14 protein-coding genes are annotated in these 15,262 nt (G+C 62.9%); 9 read left to right on the forward strand and 5 right to left on the reverse strand.

The window, feature by feature from the left end:
• Positions 1 to 390 precede the first annotated feature (390 nt).
• The 4 genes from AWB70_RS34920 to AWB70_RS34935 all read left to right on the forward strand — a co-directional run bounded on the left by AWB70_RS34920 (position 391) and on the right by AWB70_RS34935 (position 6,194).
• Positions 391 to 1,125, forward strand: coding sequence for an ABC transporter ATP-binding protein (locus AWB70_RS34920; RefSeq protein ID WP_045453853.1), 735 nt, complete (start codon positions 391 to 393; stop codon positions 1,123 to 1,125).
• A 90-nt stretch (positions 1,126 to 1,215) separates the two neighbouring features.
• A complete protein-coding gene (locus tag AWB70_RS34925; RefSeq protein ID WP_014250800.1) occupies positions 1,216 to 2,052 on the forward strand; it encodes a shikimate dehydrogenase family protein in 837 nt (278 codons plus the stop codon).
• Positions 2,053 to 2,170: 118 nt separating this feature from the next.
• Complete coding sequence (locus AWB70_RS34930; RefSeq protein ID WP_045453856.1) at positions 2,171 to 4,096, forward strand: potassium transporter Kup; 1,926 nt, start codon at positions 2,171 to 2,173, stop codon at positions 4,094 to 4,096.
• Positions 4,097 to 4,193: 97 nt separating this feature from the next.
• Complete coding sequence (locus tag AWB70_RS34935) at positions 4,194 to 6,194, forward strand: acyl CoA:acetate/3-ketoacid CoA transferase (protein ID WP_053569213.1); 2,001 nt, start codon at positions 4,194 to 4,196, stop codon at positions 6,192 to 6,194.
• A 21-nt stretch (positions 6,195 to 6,215) separates the two neighbouring features.
• Here AWB70_RS34935 and AWB70_RS34940 read toward each other — a convergent pair whose 3' ends face one another.
• Complete coding sequence (locus AWB70_RS34940) at positions 6,216 to 7,703, reverse strand: amino acid permease (protein WP_053569289.1); 1,488 nt, start codon at positions 7,701 to 7,703, stop codon at positions 6,216 to 6,218.
• 381 nt (positions 7,704 to 8,084) lie between these two features.
• On the opposite strand from AWB70_RS34940, the gene AWB70_RS34945 reads away from it, so the two are divergent.
• On the forward strand, positions 8,085 to 8,741 hold the full coding sequence (locus AWB70_RS34945; RefSeq protein WP_014250804.1) for a peroxiredoxin: 657 nt from the start codon (positions 8,085 to 8,087) through the stop codon (positions 8,739 to 8,741).
• Between the two features lie 54 nt (positions 8,742 to 8,795).
• Here AWB70_RS34945 and AWB70_RS34950 read toward each other — a convergent pair whose 3' ends face one another.
• Both AWB70_RS34950 and AWB70_RS34955 read right to left on the reverse strand, forming a co-directional pair.
• A complete protein-coding gene (locus tag AWB70_RS34950) occupies positions 8,796 to 9,278 on the reverse strand; it encodes a ferritin-like domain-containing protein (protein ID WP_014250805.1) in 483 nt (160 codons plus the stop codon).
• A 183-nt stretch (positions 9,279 to 9,461) separates the two neighbouring features.
• The gene (locus AWB70_RS34955) at positions 9,462 to 10,172 is read right to left on the reverse strand and encodes a FadR/GntR family transcriptional regulator (protein WP_014250806.1); all 711 of its coding nucleotides are present in this window, start codon (positions 10,170 to 10,172) and stop codon (positions 9,462 to 9,464) included.
• 470 nt (positions 10,173 to 10,642) lie between these two features.
• Here AWB70_RS34955 and AWB70_RS34960 point away from each other — a divergent pair, with 470 nt between their 5' ends.
• The 3 genes from AWB70_RS34960 to AWB70_RS34970 all read left to right on the forward strand — a co-directional run bounded on the left by AWB70_RS34960 (position 10,643) and on the right by AWB70_RS34970 (position 12,460).
• Positions 10,643 to 11,536 carry a ketopantoate reductase family protein gene (locus AWB70_RS34960; RefSeq protein ID WP_053569214.1) on the forward strand — a complete coding sequence of 298 codons (894 nt, stop codon included), beginning with the start codon at positions 10,643 to 10,645 and terminating at the stop codon, positions 11,534 to 11,536.
• 114 nt (positions 11,537 to 11,650) lie between these two features.
• Positions 11,651 to 11,986 carry a DUF4148 domain-containing protein gene (locus AWB70_RS34965; RefSeq protein ID WP_053569215.1) on the forward strand — a complete coding sequence of 112 codons (336 nt, stop codon included), beginning with the start codon at positions 11,651 to 11,653 and terminating at the stop codon, positions 11,984 to 11,986.
• A gap of 93 nt (positions 11,987 to 12,079) precedes the next feature.
• A complete protein-coding gene (locus AWB70_RS34970) occupies positions 12,080 to 12,460 on the forward strand; it encodes a DUF427 domain-containing protein (RefSeq protein ID WP_053569216.1) in 381 nt (126 codons plus the stop codon).
• Between the two features lie 3 nt (positions 12,461 to 12,463).
• Here the strand turns inward: AWB70_RS34970 and AWB70_RS34975 are convergent, their stop codons facing one another.
• Positions 12,464 to 13,357, reverse strand: a complete 894-nt coding sequence (locus tag AWB70_RS34975) for a LysR family transcriptional regulator ArgP (RefSeq protein ID WP_053569217.1) — start codon at positions 13,355 to 13,357, stop codon at positions 12,464 to 12,466.
• A 93-nt stretch (positions 13,358 to 13,450) separates the two neighbouring features.
• Here AWB70_RS34975 and AWB70_RS34980 point away from each other — a divergent pair, with 93 nt between their 5' ends.
• The gene (locus AWB70_RS34980; protein WP_053569218.1) at positions 13,451 to 14,578 is read left to right on the forward strand and encodes an aminotransferase class I/II-fold pyridoxal phosphate-dependent enzyme; all 1,128 of its coding nucleotides are present in this window, start codon (positions 13,451 to 13,453) and stop codon (positions 14,576 to 14,578) included.
• On the opposite strand, the gene msrA is transcribed toward AWB70_RS34980, so the two are convergent.
• On the reverse strand, positions 14,542 to 15,255 hold the full coding sequence (gene msrA, locus AWB70_RS34985; RefSeq protein ID WP_053569219.1) for a peptide-methionine (S)-S-oxide reductase MsrA: 714 nt from the start codon (positions 15,253 to 15,255) through the stop codon (positions 14,542 to 14,544). The genes AWB70_RS34980 and msrA overlap by 37 nt on opposite strands.
• Between the last annotated feature and the right edge of the window lie 7 nt (positions 15,256 to 15,262).

The following is a 15,262-nucleotide window of genomic DNA, read 5'->3' on the forward strand; positions in this document are numbered from 1 at the left end:
GCACGGTCTGACAAGCCAGTGCGCGAAGCGCGCTGGTTCAGCACGAAATAGCTTCGGCACAGCGCTACGCGCTGCCGCCGGGTATGCAAGGGAAACCCATCGGCCGCGAAGCGGGCCGGAGCTTGAAATGGCTGCACCAGTTCGCTAAGCGGCGCGAAGCGACGGACCGTGCGCGATCCAAGCCCGATGGGTCTTGTGAGGGCACTCTTTAGGCGAGGGCCGTTCCCGGAGGAGAAGAGTGGCCAACGTGCGTGTGACCGCGGGCGGTGAGAAAGCTGCTTTCTTTGGTGACTTTCTTTGCAGCAGCAAAGAAAGTTACCCCCGCCCCGGGGAGGGGCAGTGCAAATAGACCGACAAGAATTCAGGCTTCCACGACATCAAAAAACAAACATGCTGACGATAAAAAACCTCCACGCCGGCTACGGCAAAGTCAAAGTCCTCCACGGAATTTCGCTAACCGTGCCGAAGGCAAAAGTCGTGACCCTGATCGGTTCCAACGGCGCAGGCAAAACCACGACCATGCGCGCCATCTCCGGCATGATCAAGCCAACAGAAGGCGAGATCACCATGGGCCTCGGCAATGAAACAAAGCGCATCGACTCGCTAGACTCGCACAAGATCGCGCGCCTGGGCCTCGCCCATTCCCCCGAAGGCAGACGCGTCTTCGCCACGATGTCCGTCACCGATAACCTGCTGCTAGGCGCCTTCCCACGCCTCACCTGGTCAAGACCGAAAGGCGACATCAACGGCGATCTCGAACGCGCGATCGAGCTATTCCCGCGCCTGAAAGAACGCCGCAATCAACTCGCGGGCACGCTCTCCGGCGGCGAACAGCAAATGCTCGCCATGGCGCGCGCGATCATGCTCAATCCCGATCTCGTCCTGCTCGACGAACCGTCGATGGGCCTCGCGCCCATTCTCGTCGATGAAGTGTTCCGCATCATCGAGCGCCTGAAAGCCGACGGCGTCACGATGCTGCTGGTCGAGCAGTTCGCCGCCGCCGCGCTGAATGTCGCGGATTACGGCTACGTGCTGGAAAACGGCCGCGTCGCCACGCACGGCCCCGCCGAGCAACTGCGCAACGATCCCTCCGTCAAGGCGGCGTATCTCGGCGCGAGTCACTGATTGCCGCACTGCGCAAAAGGAACGAAACAATACGCTCTATCATGGTGAAGGCGCGAAGACGCCTGTCCGACATCCTCACAAGGAGCTGCCATGATCAGCGGCAAGACCACTCTGATTGCTCATCTCGGCTACCCGACCGAAGCGTTCAAGGCGCCGATGATCTATAACCCATGGTTCGACAAGCAGGGCATCGACGCCGTCGTCGTGCCGATGGGCGTCAAACCCGAGGATTACGTCGCGTTCCTGCCGCATCTGTTCAAGCTGACCAACATCCGCGGCGCGCTCGTCACCATGCCGCACAAGATCACGACCGTCGGCCTGATGGACGAAGTGAGCCCGACCGCGCGCATCGCCGGGGCCTGCAATGCGATCCTGAAGCGCCCGGACGGCACGCTCGTCGGCGACCAGTTCGATGGCGCGGGCTTCGTGCGCGGCGTCGAACGCAAAGGCCGCAAGCTCGCGGGCACGCGCGTGCTCGTGCTCGGCAGCGGCGGCGTCGGCTCGCCGATCGCCGCATCGCTCGCGGCCGCGGGCGTCGCCGAACTCGCGGTCTTCGACACCAATACGGCTTCCGTCGATGGCCTCGCGTCGCGCTTGCGCGAGCATTATCCCGCACTCGTCGTGAGGACCGACACGAAAGACCCCGACGGCTTCGACGTGATCGTGAACGCGACGCCCCTCGGCATGAAAGACAGCGACCCGCTGCCGTTCGATATCGATCGAATCGCGCCGGGCACGTTCGTCGGTGAAGTCGTGATGAAGTCGGAGTACACGCCGCTTTTGCGCGCGGCAAAGGAAAAGGGCTGCGCCGTGCAGGTCGGCACGGACATGCTTTTCGAAATGATCCCGGCGTATCTCGAGTTTTTCGGCTACGGCACCGCCACCGCCGACGATTTGCGCGCCGTCGCGCAAATCAAGTACGCGTAAAGCTTCTCGAACGCGCATCCGTTTCTATACTCTTATCGACACAGCAACGCAGACGCTCATCCTCTGACAAATAGGTGGCTCGCGAATCTCGGCGGCCTGAACAATGCAGGGAGGAATCATGGGATCGACTGCACCCGGCGTGCCGGCCGACGACAAGCACGCGCCCGAGCCGCACGGCCATCCGGCATTGCTGGGGCTTTCGCTCGCGGCATTGGGCGTCGTCTATGGCGATATCGGCACGAGCCCGCTCTATACGCTCAAAACCGTGTTCGATCCCGCGGGCGGCCTGCCGTTGCAGCCCGCGAACGTCATCGGCATCGTCTCGCTGATCTTCTGGTCGCTCACGGTCATCGTTTCGCTCAAGTACGTCACGCTGATCCTGCGCGCCAACAATCATGGCGAAGGCGGCATCATGGCGCTGCTCGCGCTGGCGGCGTCGTCGGTGGAATCGAAGAAGCGGCTGAAGCACGTGCTGTTGCTCATCGGCGTGATGGGCGCGGCGCTCTTTTACGGCGATGGCGTCATCACGCCCGCCATTTCCGTGCTGAGCGCGGTGGAGGGCCTCGAAGTGGCCGCGCCGATGCTGCAGCCGTATGTCGTGCCCCTGACGCTCGTCGCGCTCATCGCGCTCTTCGTGATGCAGAAGCACGGCACCTCGGGCATCGGCGCGGTGTTCGGGCCGGTCATGGTGCTGTGGTTCATCGTGCTGGCGGTATCAGGCATCGTGAACATCAAGGATGCGCCGCATATCCTCACCGCGCTGAATCCGCTCGAAGGCCTCGCGTTCGGCCTGCATCATCGCTGGCTCGCCTTCGTCGCGCTCGGCGCGGTCGTGCTCTCGCTCACGGGCGCGGAAGCGCTCTATGCCGACATGGGCCACTTCGGCTCGCGGCCGATTCGCCTGACCTGGTTCGCCGTCGTCTTTCCCGCGCTCGCGCTGAACTATCTCGGGCAGGGCGCGCTACTGATCGCCGATCCGAGCGCACTGCAAAATCCGTTCTATCGGCTCTTTCCGTCGTGGATGCTTTATCCGATGGTCGTGCTGTCCACCATCGCGACCGTGATCGCGTCGCAGGCCGTGATCTCCGGCACTTACTCGATGACCAAGCAGGCGATGCAGCTCGGCTTTCTGCCGCGCATGAGCGTGGTGTACACGTCGGCGAGAGAGATCGGTCAGATCTATGTGCCGGGCATCAACTGGACGCTGCTGCTCGCGGTCGTGGCCGCCGTGCTCGGCTTCGGCTCGTCGACCGCGCTCGGTTCCGCATACGGCATCGCCGTGACGGGCACGATGCTCATCACGACCGTGCTGACCTTTTTCGTGATCCGCTACGCCTGGGGCTACAACTGGGCGCTATGCCTGTTCGCGACTTCGTTCTTCTTCATCATCGACGCGATGTTCTTCTCCGCGAATTGCCTGAAGATCAGGGAGGGCGGCTGGTTTCCGGTCGTGATCGGCCTCGTGATGTTCACGATCATGGCGACCTGGGGACGCGGCGCGCAGATGATGATTCAGGAAGCGCGCGCGCGCGCGGGCGCGGCGCCGCTCAAGCCGTTTCTCGCGAATCTGATCGCGCATTCGCCCGCGCGCGTGGAAGGCACCGCCATCTTCATGTCGAACGATCCCGAAGGCGTGCCGCATTCGCTGATCAACAACCTCATGCATAACCGCGTGCTGCACGAGCATACGGTGTTTCTGACGGTCGCGACCGAACCCGTGCCGTGGGTCGACGAGGGCCGCCGCGTGGTCTTGCAGGCGCTCGGCGAGGGCTGCTTTCAGGTGACGGTGAACTACGGTTTCAAGGACGAAGTGGATCTGCCCGCCGCGCTGGAAAAATGCCGGCCCTCGGGCGTGAAATTCGACCGCGCCACGAGTTCGTATTTCCTGTCGCGCGCGACCGTCGTGCCGACGCCGGGCACCGGCATGGCGTTATGGCGCGAGCGGCTGTTCGCGATCATGCTGCACAATGTGGGGAACGTCGCGGCCTATTTGCGCCTGCCCGCCGATCGCGTGATCGAGCTTGGCGCGCGTGTCGAGATATGACTGCGCAAATCGGCTGATCTGCGTGCTTTGGACGCAAGCATGCCACGCGACGGGGAGCGAGACTGACGACAAGACAACGCCGCGCACAGGAGACGCCATGACCGCCAGCAGCACGCCGACCCGCCATCCGTTTCCCTCCACCACGCGTCTGGTCGAGCGCGGCAAGATCGTGTCGGCGCGCGAGGCCGTGCGCCTGATCCGCTCGGGAGACACGATCGCGACGAGCGGCTTCGTCGGCATCGGCTTCGCGGAGGAAGTCGCGATCGCGCTGGAAGAACGGTTCGTCGAAGGCGCGGACCCCATTGCCGGACTGACGCTCGTGTATGCGGCCGGTCAGGGTGACGGCCGCACGAAAGGCCTGAATCATCTCGCGCACGAAGGCCTCGTGAAGCGCGTGATCGGCGGCCATTGGGGCCTCGTGCCGGGCTTGCAGAAGATGGCGATCGATAACCTCATCGAAGCCTATAACTTGCCGCAAGGCGTGATTTCGCAGCTCTTTCGCGATATCGCCGCGCACCGGCCGGGGCAGCTTTCGACGGTCGGGCTCGGCACCTTCGTCGATCCGCGCAACGGCGGCGGCAAGCTCAATGCGCGCACGACGGAAGACCTCGTGCGGCTCATGCCCATCGACGGCACGGATTATCTTTACTACAAGACCTTCCCGATCGATGTCGCGATCGTGCGCGGCACCACGGCCGATCTCAACGGCAACGTCACGATGGAAAAGGAGGCGCTGACGCTCGAAGCGCTTTCCATCGCCATGGCCGCGCGCAATTCCGGCGGCATCGTGATCGCGCAAGTCGAGCGGCTCGCCGAATCGAACACGCTCAATTCGCGTCAGGTGAAGATTCCTGGCGTGATGGTCGATTGCGTCGTGCTCGCGAAACCCGACAACCATTGGCAGACGTTCGGCGAGCAGTACAGCGCGGCGTTTTCGAGCGAATTGCGCGTAGCCGCGAGCTCCGTGCCGCCGATGGGCCTTACCGAGCGCAAGATCATCGCGCGCCGTGCCGCCTTCGAGTTGATGGCGAACAGCATCGTGAATCTCGGCATCGGCATGCCGGAAGGCATCGCGAGCGTGGCGAACGAAGAGCAGGTGATCGATCTCTTCACGATGACGACCGAGCCCGGCGTGATCGGCGGCATTCCGGCTGGCGGCCTCAACTTCGGCGCGGCGACGAATACGCAGGCAATCATCGATCAGCCGTATCAGTTCGATTTCTACGATGGCGGCGGCCTCGATATCGCCTTCCTCGGTCTCGCGCAGGCGGACCGCGAAGGCAATCTCAACGTGAGCAAGTTCGGCCCGAAGCTCGCGGGCGCGGGCGGCTTCATCAACATCAGCCAGGCGGCGAAAAAGGTCGTGTTCGTCGGCACGTTCAATGCGGGCAAGCTGGATGTGACGATCGAAGACGGCCTGCTCAGGATCAATCGCGAAGGGGATTGCCGCAAGTTCGTCGATGCGGTCGAGCATCGCACCTTCAGCGGCCGTTACGCCGCCGAGCGCGGACAGCCCGTGCTGTATATCACCGAGCGCTGCGTGTTCGAGCTCACCGCTAAAGGACTCGCGCTGACGGAAGTGGCGCCCGGCATCGATATCGAGCGGGACATCGTCGCGCAAATGGGTTTCGCGCCGGTCATGGACACGCCGCCGCGTCTCATGGACGAACGCATTTTCCGCGATGCACCGATGGGCCTGCGCAAGATCCTGCTGAGTCTCGACCTGTCCGAACGCTTCAGCTACGACGCGGAGAAGCATCTCTTTTTCATCAACTTCGAAGGGCTCGAAGTCAAGAGCCTGAGCGATGTCGAAGCGATTCGCCGCGAAGTCGAAAAGCAATTGGCCGATGCCAAGACACGGCCACACGCGATCGTGAATTACGATAACTTTTCCATTCGCCCCGATATGCTCGACGCCTATTCGGAGATGGTGACGAAACTCGTCGATGGTCATTACGACCGCGTGACGCGCTATACGACGAGCAGTTTCCTGCGCCTGAAACTGGGCGATGCATTGAAGCGCCGCGGCGTCGCGCCGTATATTTATGAAAGCCCGGAAGAAGCGCGCGACCACGAATCGAAGCGCGCTACCGAGTGAAAGCAACGGGCCTTGGCGCCGTCACGATGCGTCGCGTCGATTGCGCAGCTTGCTATGGCGTATGCCATACGCAAAGTAGATCACGACGCCGATCGCCATCCAGATGACGAGGCGTATCCACGTATCGGCGGGTAAGCCTGACATCAGAAAGAGCGAGGACAGCGCACCGAGCGGCGCGACGATGAACACGGCGGGCGTCTTGAACGCGCGCTCCAGATTCGGCTGCGTGATGCGCAGCACGAGCACGCCGACGCACACGACCATGAACGCGAACAGCGTGCCGATGCTGACGAGCTCGCCGACGAGCCCTATCGGCAGCGTCCCCGCGAGAATCATCACGATGATGCCGGTGACGATCGTCGTGATGTACGGCGTACGAAAGCGCGGGTGAATCTTAGAAGCGAACGGCGGCAAAAGGCCGTCTTTCGCCATCGTATAGAAGATGCGCGGCTGCGAAAGGAGCAGCACGAGAATCACGGAAGTCAGGCCGAAGATCGCGCCGAGCTTCACGATGGGCGAGAGCCAGCGCATGCCGATCGCATCGACGCCGACGGCGATCGGGTCCGCTACGTTGAGCTTGTCGTACGGCACGATGCCCGTCAGGACATACGCCACGAGCACGTAGAGAATCGTGCAAATCGTAAGCGAGCCGAGCAGGCCGATGGGCATGTCGCGCCTCGGGTTGCGCGTTTCCTGCGCCACGCATGACACGGAATCGAAGCCGATATAGGCAAAGAATACGACCGCCGCGCCGCGCAGCACACCGCTCATGCCGAACACGCCGGATTCGCCCGTATTCGGCGGCAGGAACGCGCCCGTGGGGTTCTGCGCGGTGACCCAGTGCGCCTTGTCCACATACGCGAAGCCCGCGGCAATGAACGCGAGCACGATCAGCACCTTGATGACCACGATCACACTGTTCACGCGCGCCGACTCACGTATGCCGATCACGAGCAGCATCGTGATGAGCCCGACGACAACCATCGCGGGCACGTTGAGTATCGCGCCGGCGTGGCTCCAGCCATGTCCCGGCTCGTAAGCGAAGGGCGCTTTCGACAACTGCTCCGGTATGTCGATGCCGAGCGAATGCAGAAAGCTCACCACATAGCCCGACCAGCCGATCGCGACCGTCGTCGCGCCGACGGCATATTCGAGAATCAGATCCCAGCCGATGAGCCAGGCGATCAGTTCGCCCATCGTCGCATAGGCATACGTGTAGGCGCTGCCCGAGACCGGCACCGTCGAGGCCATTTCGGCGTAGCAGAGGCCCGCGAGCGCGCAGACGATCGCGCCCAGCACGAACGAAATGGTGATGGCGGGACCGGCGTTGGTCGCCGCCGCGTGACCGGTCAGCACGAAGATCCCCGCGCCGATGATGCAGCCGATGCCGAGCAGGGTGACATCGAGCCCGGTGAGCGAGCGGGTGAGCGCATGGCCGCCGTGTTCCTGAAGCACTTCTTCGGTTTCGGCCGCTTCGCTCTGCAGCGCAGCGACGGATTTTCTTTGCATGACGGTCACGATCGCCTCCTGTGCGCTACGGCCGCACGTTGGTTCTGAGTTGATGTCGTTTCGTGATAGCAGATTTTGCAGCGGAATTCGAGCGCGACCCGATGCGCGATCCGTATGGCAAGGGCATTTTTAAGCGTACGCTCGTTCAGCGGCGAACGGCAGGACGATGCGGCAGCACGAAGCGTGCCTTGCATGCCGATGCGCCTTGAAAGGCCATGAGAACGCAAGACCCCACGGCGCTCAAGGGCAAAAACGGGCCGCTTCGGGCACCGATGCGCCGCGCACTATAATCGAACTCATAGTTGCGTTTCTCAATCCCGGAAACCGTTTTGCCGCGACGGCGGAACGTTCCCCGGACTTTCCCTCACGTGGAGATTTGATATGGCTATACGCATTGGTGATGAAGCTCCCGATTTCACGGCAGAGACGACCGAAGGCACGATCCGCTTCCACGAGTGGATCGGCGACAAGTGGGCCATCCTGTTCTCGCACCCGAAGGACTTCACGCCGGTCTGCACGACCGAACTCGGTTACATGGCCAAGCTCAAGCCCGAGTTCGACAAGCGCGGCACGAAGGTCATCGGCCTTTCGATCGATCCGGTGACGAATCACTCGCAGTGGGCGAAGGACATCGAGGAAACGCAGGGCACCGCGGTCAATTATCCGATGATCGGCGACGCCGACCTCAACGTCGCGAAGCTCTACGACATGATCCACCCGAACGCGAGCGGCGCGAACCCGCGCACCGCGGCCGATAACGCGACCATTCGCGCAGTGTTCATCGTCGGTCCGGACAAGAAAGTGAAAGCCACGTTCACGTATCCGATGAGCGCGGGCCGTAACTTCGACGAAGTGCTGCGCCTGCTCGACGCGCTGCAACTGAACGCGAAGCACACGGTCGCGACGCCGGTGAACTGGAAACCGGGCGACGACGTGATCATCCCGACCTCGGTGTCGGATGACGACGCGAAGAAGAAGTACCCCGACGGCTTCAAGACGCTGAAGCCTTATCTGCGCACCGTCGCGCAGCCGAAGTAACGCGCTTTTTCGTGCGATGCGGCGCCGGCCCGCGCAATGCGGACCGGCGCTTTGTCATTTCGGCTCGGCGTGACCCGTGCGGCGCTCGGGCGACGTATCGACTTCACCGGGCCGCCGCAGCATCTTGTCGACTTCGCCCGCGTGCATTTCCTCGACCTCGATCATCTGCCGCGCGTATTCCTCGAGCGCGACCGAACGGTCCTCCACGACCTTCAGCAAGTCGCGATAAAGACCGAGCGCAACCGTCTCCGCCTGCAGGGATTCGCGCAGGATCGTTGCGATGTCGAACGTGTGATTGTCGAGCAGCGGGCCGATTTCCAGCGACGGATACGCGCCGAGCGTCGTGATCCATTCGCCGGCCTGATGCGCGTGCACGAGCGATTCGTCGGCCTGCGCGCGCAGCCACGAGACGATCGGAATGCGGCCGAAGCCGAACACGAGAAACGAATAGTGCGTGTAACGCACGACGCCGGCCAGTTCGGATTCGAGAATCTTGTTCAGGACGGCGACGACCTTTTCCTTTTCGAGCTCTGCCATTCCAGCCTCCGTATTTTCAACGCCAGGCGCTTAATCGCATGCGGCTTCACTCATTGTAGTCACGTGAGCGGCGCATGCGAGGCGAAACTGCGGCGTCGGGGCGCGCAAGATACGCTCCCGGCTCGAAGGGGTGGGGAAGGCGGGTGCGGCGCGGCGGCTCGTGGCCGCGCCGGCGGCATGCGCTCAGGCGATTTCCTCTATCCAGATCGACGCCGTGCGCGAGAGCACCTGCGACATCGCCGTGCGCGCGCCGTCGCCATCGGCGGTTTCGATCGCGCGCACGACCCTGCCGTAGTCGCCGAGCTGTGAATCGGGCACGCGCGGCAGCGCATGAGGCTGTGTGCGCAGCGCGGCCTTCATCGTCCTGATGCCGACGCGCACGACGCTGCCCATCTGCCTGAGCAGTTCGTCGCCGCTCGCATCGACGATGGCGGCCTGCAACGCATCTTCGGCGGCGGACTGTAACGGCTCGGACGGACTCGCGTGCACGAGCCGCTGATAAGCCGCGTTGATGGCGATGCGCTGGTGGCGGTTCGCGCGCGTCGCGGCAAGGCCTGCGGCGGGCGGATCGACGAGCGAGCGGAACTCGATCAGCCTGCGTATGCAATCGGGATCGTGCAGCGCGCGAAGGCGCCACTCGGCCACTTCCGGGTCCATGATGAGCCATTCGCGCGCGGGCTTGATGCGCGTGCCCGTCTTGGGTCGTACGTCGAGCATGCGCCGCGATATGAGGATGCTCAGGGCCTCGCGCATGATGGTGCGGCTCACGCCGTGCTGCTTCGACAGAATGACTTGTGGCGGCAGCACGTTGTCCTGGTATTCGCCGCCCACGATGCCCGCGACGAGTTGATTCACCACGCGCTTGACGAGCGATGCTTCATATCCATGATTCATTTTCTTGTTCTCGTGATAACGCCCACGCTTGCGGCTTCGCCGCCCGGTCAGGAGCGGCGAAGCCAGCGTTTGTCTAAGATCACGGCGCCTCGGTGCGCACGCGTCTGCATCTCTGCGAAGCGCTTCCCCTTCCGGCACGCCGTGTATTTGGTCCCCAGGTTTTCAGCTACCGATGCGGCGACAGCCGCACACCCCGCAGCGGCCGGCTTTTGTTTGGACTGCATCGTCGATCCGCTGAAGGAAGCGTATATCCGCGTGCCCCGTTTTAACAATATGGTCCACCGCTAATTCGACTGACTATCGTGCGTCGGCCCACAAAATCCGCCGGCCGCGGCACGCCGCGTGATAGCGCTCGAGGTGCGCAAGCGTTTGCGCGTCATCGGTTATGCGAAGCATCGCACGCATCGTTTCGATGCATGCCCGTGTGTTACCTTTGCGTGCCATAGCAACGCAACGAGGAGAAGCGAAACATGAAAGTCGCTGTCATGGGAGCAGGCGCGGTCGGTTGTTACTACGGCGGCATGCTCGCGCGCGCGGGTCACGAGGTCGTGCTGATCGCGCGGCCGCAGCATGTCGAGGCAATCGAGCGCGAAGGCTTGCGTCTCGATACCCAGCATTTCGACGAGCGTGTGCGCGTGGCCGCGAGCACCGAAGCGAGTGCAGCGAAGGGCGCGCAACTGGTGCTCTTCTGCGTGAAATCCACCGATACGGATAGCGCGGCCCAGTCGCTTGCGCCGTATCTCGAACGCGACGCGCTGGTTCTTTCGCTGCAAAACGGCGTGGAAAACGCGGAGCGTCTGCGCGAGCTCCTGCCGCAAGAAGCCGCGGCTGCGGTCGTGTACGTCGCCGCTGAAATGGCGGGGCCGGGCCATGTGAAGCACAACGGTCGCGGCGAACTCGTGATCGAGCCGTCGGCGCAAAGCGAGAACGTGGCGCGCGCGCTCGTCGAGGCGGGCGTGCCGACCGAGATCTCCGATAACGTGCGCGGCGCGCTGTGGGCCAAGCTCGTTCTGAACTGCGCTTACAACGCGCTGTCGGCCATCACGCAGTTGCCGTATGGAAAGCTCGTGCAGGGCGAGGGCGTGACGCGGGCCATGCGCGATGTCGTCGACGAATGCCTTGCCGTGGCGAAGGCCGACAACGTGACGATTCCCGGTGACGTCGATACCGCCGTGCGGCGCATCGCCGAAACGATGCCGAACCAGTATTCATCGACGGCGCAAGACCTCGCACGCGGCAAGAAGAGCGAGATCGATCACTTGAACGGGCTGGTCGTGCGGCGTGGCGAGGCGCTCGGCGTGCCTACTCCTGCGAACCGCATGCTGCATGTGCTCGTGAAGGCAATCGAAAGCAAAGCCGCATAGCGCTTGATCGACACACGTGGACGCACTCCGGAAAAGGGCGGGCACGGGCGATGCTGATTTTATGCAGCACGCACAGAAAACACCGTGCGTAGCCCAACAAACCGGAGGTTCACCATGAAATCGATCGTCAAGGCAATCGCCGTCGCCGCCGTAGTGGTGGCGCCCGTGCTCTCGTTTGCGCAAACCGATTCGTCGCTCACGCGCGGCCAGGTGAAGGATGATCTGCGGCGGGTCGAAGCCGCGGGCTATGATCCGACGCGCTCCGACCAGACTTCGTATCCGTCGGATATTCAGGCCGCAGAACGCCGTGCCTCGGGGCAGGGCGACAATACCGACAACGCGAACATGAACGCATACGGCGGAGCCGCAGCCGGCCGGTCTGCAGCGGGCATGCGCACGATGCGCCCGATGAACGACGACGGCAGCAAGCCCCTGTATTTCGGGCATTAATGATCCTGGCGGCTGTTCGATCCTGCGCATTGCGCGCAACGGCGCTACCATCGTTTCTCGTTTAGCCCAAGCGCGAAGCGCAGGAAGACACTCATGGACAAAGCCGTAAAGATTCCCGGTGCCGATCATCCGATCACGATTGCGCGCAGTCCGCTGCGCGTGATCGTTAAAGCAGGCGGGCGCGTGATCGCCGATACCACCGAGGCGCTTTCATTGCACGAGGCCTCGTATCCCGAAGTGTTATATATCCCGCGCAAGGACGTGGACATGTCGCAACTGACTCGCACGTCACACAGCACGTATTGTCCTTACAAGGGCGAATGCAGCTATTACAGCATTCCCTCCGGTGGACAAAAGGCGGCCAATGCGGTGTGGACGTACGAGTCGCCTTACGACGCCGTCGCCGACATCAAGGAGCATCTCGCTTTTTATCGCGATCGCGTCGATTCGTTCGAAACGCACGAAGCCTCCTGAGCTTCAATCGAGGAACGATTTGGCGCGGTGCTTCAGCATCGCGCTGAAGTCATCGAGCCAGCCGAGCGCGAGACGCCAGCTCTGCCAGTAGAGATCCACGTCGAAGCGCGAGCCGGGAAGCACTTCCACGAGCTCGCCGCTTTCGAGCTGCCGCGTGACGAGCCGTTGCGGACACATGCCCCACGCCAGTCCCGAGGTGCACGCGCGCACGAAGCCTTCGCCGTGCGGCACGATATGCGCGGGCGGTTCGATATCCACGCGACTCACACGCTTGATAAAGCGCTTCTGCAATTCGTCTTTCTCGTTGAAGTTCACACACGGCGCGCGCCGCAGCGCGTCGCGCGTGAGGCCGTGCGCGAAATGGCGCTCGAAGTAGGCGGGCGAGCACACCGCGCGATAGCGCATGCGTCCGAGCTTGAGCGAACGCCAGCCGGGAACGGGCTCGGCTTGCGTCGTGATCGCGCCTTGCACGTCGCCTTCGCGAACGCGCTGCGCGGTGTGGTCCTGATCGTCCACGACGAGATCGAGCATGAGTTCACGTTCGATGCAGAAGTCCGCCGCGGCGTCGATGAACCAGGTGCTCATGCTGTCGTCGTTCACGGCGATGCGCAATTTCGCCCGCCGTTCGCTCGGCGTGCCGGGCAAGGTCGGCATGCGCCCGCCGAGTTCCGCTTCGAGCAATTGCACGCGTTCGGTGTGTCGGCACAAAAGCGCGCCCGACGCGGTCGCCTCGCACGGCTGGCCGCGCTTGACGAGCAGACTGCCCACGCGTTCTTCCAGCAGCTTCACCCTTTGCGATACGGCTGAAGGCGTGACGTTGAGATCGCGCGCGGCGCGTTCGAACGAACCGGTCCGAACGACGGCGAGAAGGGCATCGAGCAGGGCATAATCGAGCATTAGCGTTGCTTAATTCAAATTAGAAAGTTTAGCTGTTTGAATGACGAGCATGAGCGCAGACTACGGCTTTCTTTCATTGCGATCAAGCGCGCCATGCAACCGACTCCCTTCAAACTCGAACGTTACTTCGCGCGGCACGAATTCACCGCGCGCCATCTGCTCTGCAGTTCCGATCCCGAATCGATGTCGGTAGGCGAATTGCTCGCTTACGAGCCGAACGCGATCGACGGATTGCGCGAGACCTGGCTCGGCTACACCGAGTATCCCGGCGCGCCGGAACTGCGGCGCGCGCTCGCATCGCGATACGAGAAGATCGAGGCGGACGACATCATCGTGCACACGGGCGCGCAGGAAGCGATCTATTCGTTCATGAACACGATGCTCGCGCCGGGCGATCACGTGATCGTGCATATGCCCGGCTATCAGTCGCACTATTCGGTTGCCGAGGCGATGGGCGTGAAGGTGTCGCCCTGGAAGGCGCGCGAGGATGCGGGCTGGGCGCTCGATCCGGACGAACTGGCAGCGCTCGTCACGCCCGCCACGCGCGCGATCGTGCTCTGCGCGCCGCACAATCCGACCGGCTATCTGCCGTCGCGCGACGTGTTCGATGCGATCGTCGCTTTCGCGCGCAAGCACGGTTTATGGCTTTTCAGCGACGAGGTGTATCGCGGGCTGGAACACGATCCCGCCGATCGCCTGCCCGCCGCCTGCGACGTCTACGAGCGGGCGATCTCGCTCGGCGCTTTATCGAAGACGCATGGACTCGCGGGCCTGCGCCTCGGCTGGATCACGTCGAAAAGCGCGCAAGTGATCGAGCGCATGAGTACGTTCAAGGACTATCTCACCATCAGCAACAGCGCGCCGAGCGAGTATCTTTCGACCATCGCGGTGCGTCACAGCGATGCGCTCATCGAACGCAACGTGGCGATCGTGCGCGCCAATCTGCGGCTGCTCGACGCATTCTTCGCGCGTTACGCGGATCGCTTCACATGGCATCGTCCGCGTGCGGGCACGATCGGCTTCGTGCGCTTGAAGCACGGGCGCGCCGAGCAGTTCTGCGCGCAACTGCTCGAACGCACGGGCGTGTTGCTGCTGCCTTCGACCTTGATCGATCATGGCGACGCGCATGTCCGTCTTGGCTTCGGCAGGCGCAACATGCCCGAGGTGCTCGCCGTGGTAGCGGACTATCTCGACGCGACCGCCACGAGCACCGCATCCTGACGGTAGGCATCCGGAAACACCCGCTTCAGGTTCGCCACCTTCGGCAGGTCGTTGATCGCGATATACGGGCTTTCCGGATGCTCGGTCAAGTAGTTCTGGTGATAGCTTTCCGCCGGATAAAAGCCCTTGTAATCCTCGACTTTCGTGACGATCTTGCCGCGATAGAGGTGCGCTTTATCGAGCTGCGCGATATACGCATCGGCGATATCGCGTTGCGCCGCGTTGGTCGGGAACAGAGCGGAACGATATTGCGTGCCGTGGTCCGGTCCCTGATAGTTCAGTTGCGTCGGATCATGCGCAACCGAAAAGAAGACCTGCAAGAGCTTGCCGTACGTGACCTGCGCCGGGTCATAGGTGATGCGCACCGATTCCGCGTGCCCCGTGTCGCCTTCGCTGACGCGATCGTATTGCGCAGTGTTCGCCGCGCCGCCCGCATAGCCCGACATCACTTCCTTCACGCCGCGCACGTGCTGAAACACGCCTTGCACGCCCCAGAAGCAGCCGCCTGCGAATACTGCGGTTTCCGTGTGCACGGCGCCTGCCGTTTCATCATGCGCGGGCGGGGGAATCCTGACGGCTTCCTCGCTCGAATGCGCGGCTCGCTGCAAGGCGAATGCGCCCGCGAACAGCACGGCCACGCTCGCGGCTTTGAAAGTCCTGCTGGTGATCTTCGACATGTTTGCT

The organism is Caballeronia cordobensis (assembly GCF_001544575.2).
GTDB classification, from domain to species: domain Bacteria; phylum Pseudomonadota; class Gammaproteobacteria; order Burkholderiales; family Burkholderiaceae; genus Caballeronia; species Caballeronia cordobensis.

Bases quoted from the DNA above. Each gene is read 5' to 3' on its own strand.
- AWB70_RS34920 (WP_045453853.1), top strand. From the start codon at position 391: ATGCTGACGATAAAAAACCTCCACGCCGGCTACGGCAAAGTCAAAGTC.
- AWB70_RS34925 (WP_014250800.1), top strand. From the start codon at position 1,216: ATGATCAGCGGCAAGACCACTCTGATTGCTCATCTCGGCTACCCGACC.
- AWB70_RS34930 (WP_045453856.1), top strand. From the start codon at position 2,171: ATGGGATCGACTGCACCCGGCGTGCCGGCCGACGACAAGCACGCGCCC.
- AWB70_RS34935 (WP_053569213.1), top strand. From the start codon at position 4,194: ATGACCGCCAGCAGCACGCCGACCCGCCATCCGTTTCCCTCCACCACG.
- AWB70_RS34940 (WP_053569289.1), bottom strand. From the start codon at position 7,703: ATGCAAAGAAAATCCGTCGCTGCGCTGCAGAGCGAAGCGGCCGAAACC.
- AWB70_RS34945 (WP_014250804.1), top strand. From the start codon at position 8,085: ATGGCTATACGCATTGGTGATGAAGCTCCCGATTTCACGGCAGAGACG.
- AWB70_RS34950 (WP_014250805.1), bottom strand. From the start codon at position 9,278: ATGGCAGAGCTCGAAAAGGAAAAGGTCGTCGCCGTCCTGAACAAGATT.
- AWB70_RS34955 (WP_014250806.1), bottom strand. From the start codon at position 10,172: ATGAATCATGGATATGAAGCATCGCTCGTCAAGCGCGTGGTGAATCAA.
- AWB70_RS34960 (WP_053569214.1), top strand. From the start codon at position 10,643: ATGAAAGTCGCTGTCATGGGAGCAGGCGCGGTCGGTTGTTACTACGGC.
- AWB70_RS34965 (WP_053569215.1), top strand. From the start codon at position 11,651: ATGAAATCGATCGTCAAGGCAATCGCCGTCGCCGCCGTAGTGGTGGCG.
- AWB70_RS34970 (WP_053569216.1), top strand. From the start codon at position 12,080: ATGGACAAAGCCGTAAAGATTCCCGGTGCCGATCATCCGATCACGATT.
- AWB70_RS34975 (WP_053569217.1), bottom strand. From the start codon at position 13,357: ATGCTCGATTATGCCCTGCTCGATGCCCTTCTCGCCGTCGTTCGGACC.
- AWB70_RS34980 (WP_053569218.1), top strand. From the start codon at position 13,451: ATGCAACCGACTCCCTTCAAACTCGAACGTTACTTCGCGCGGCACGAA.
- msrA (WP_053569219.1), bottom strand. From the start codon at position 15,255: ATGTCGAAGATCACCAGCAGGACTTTCAAAGCCGCGAGCGTGGCCGTG.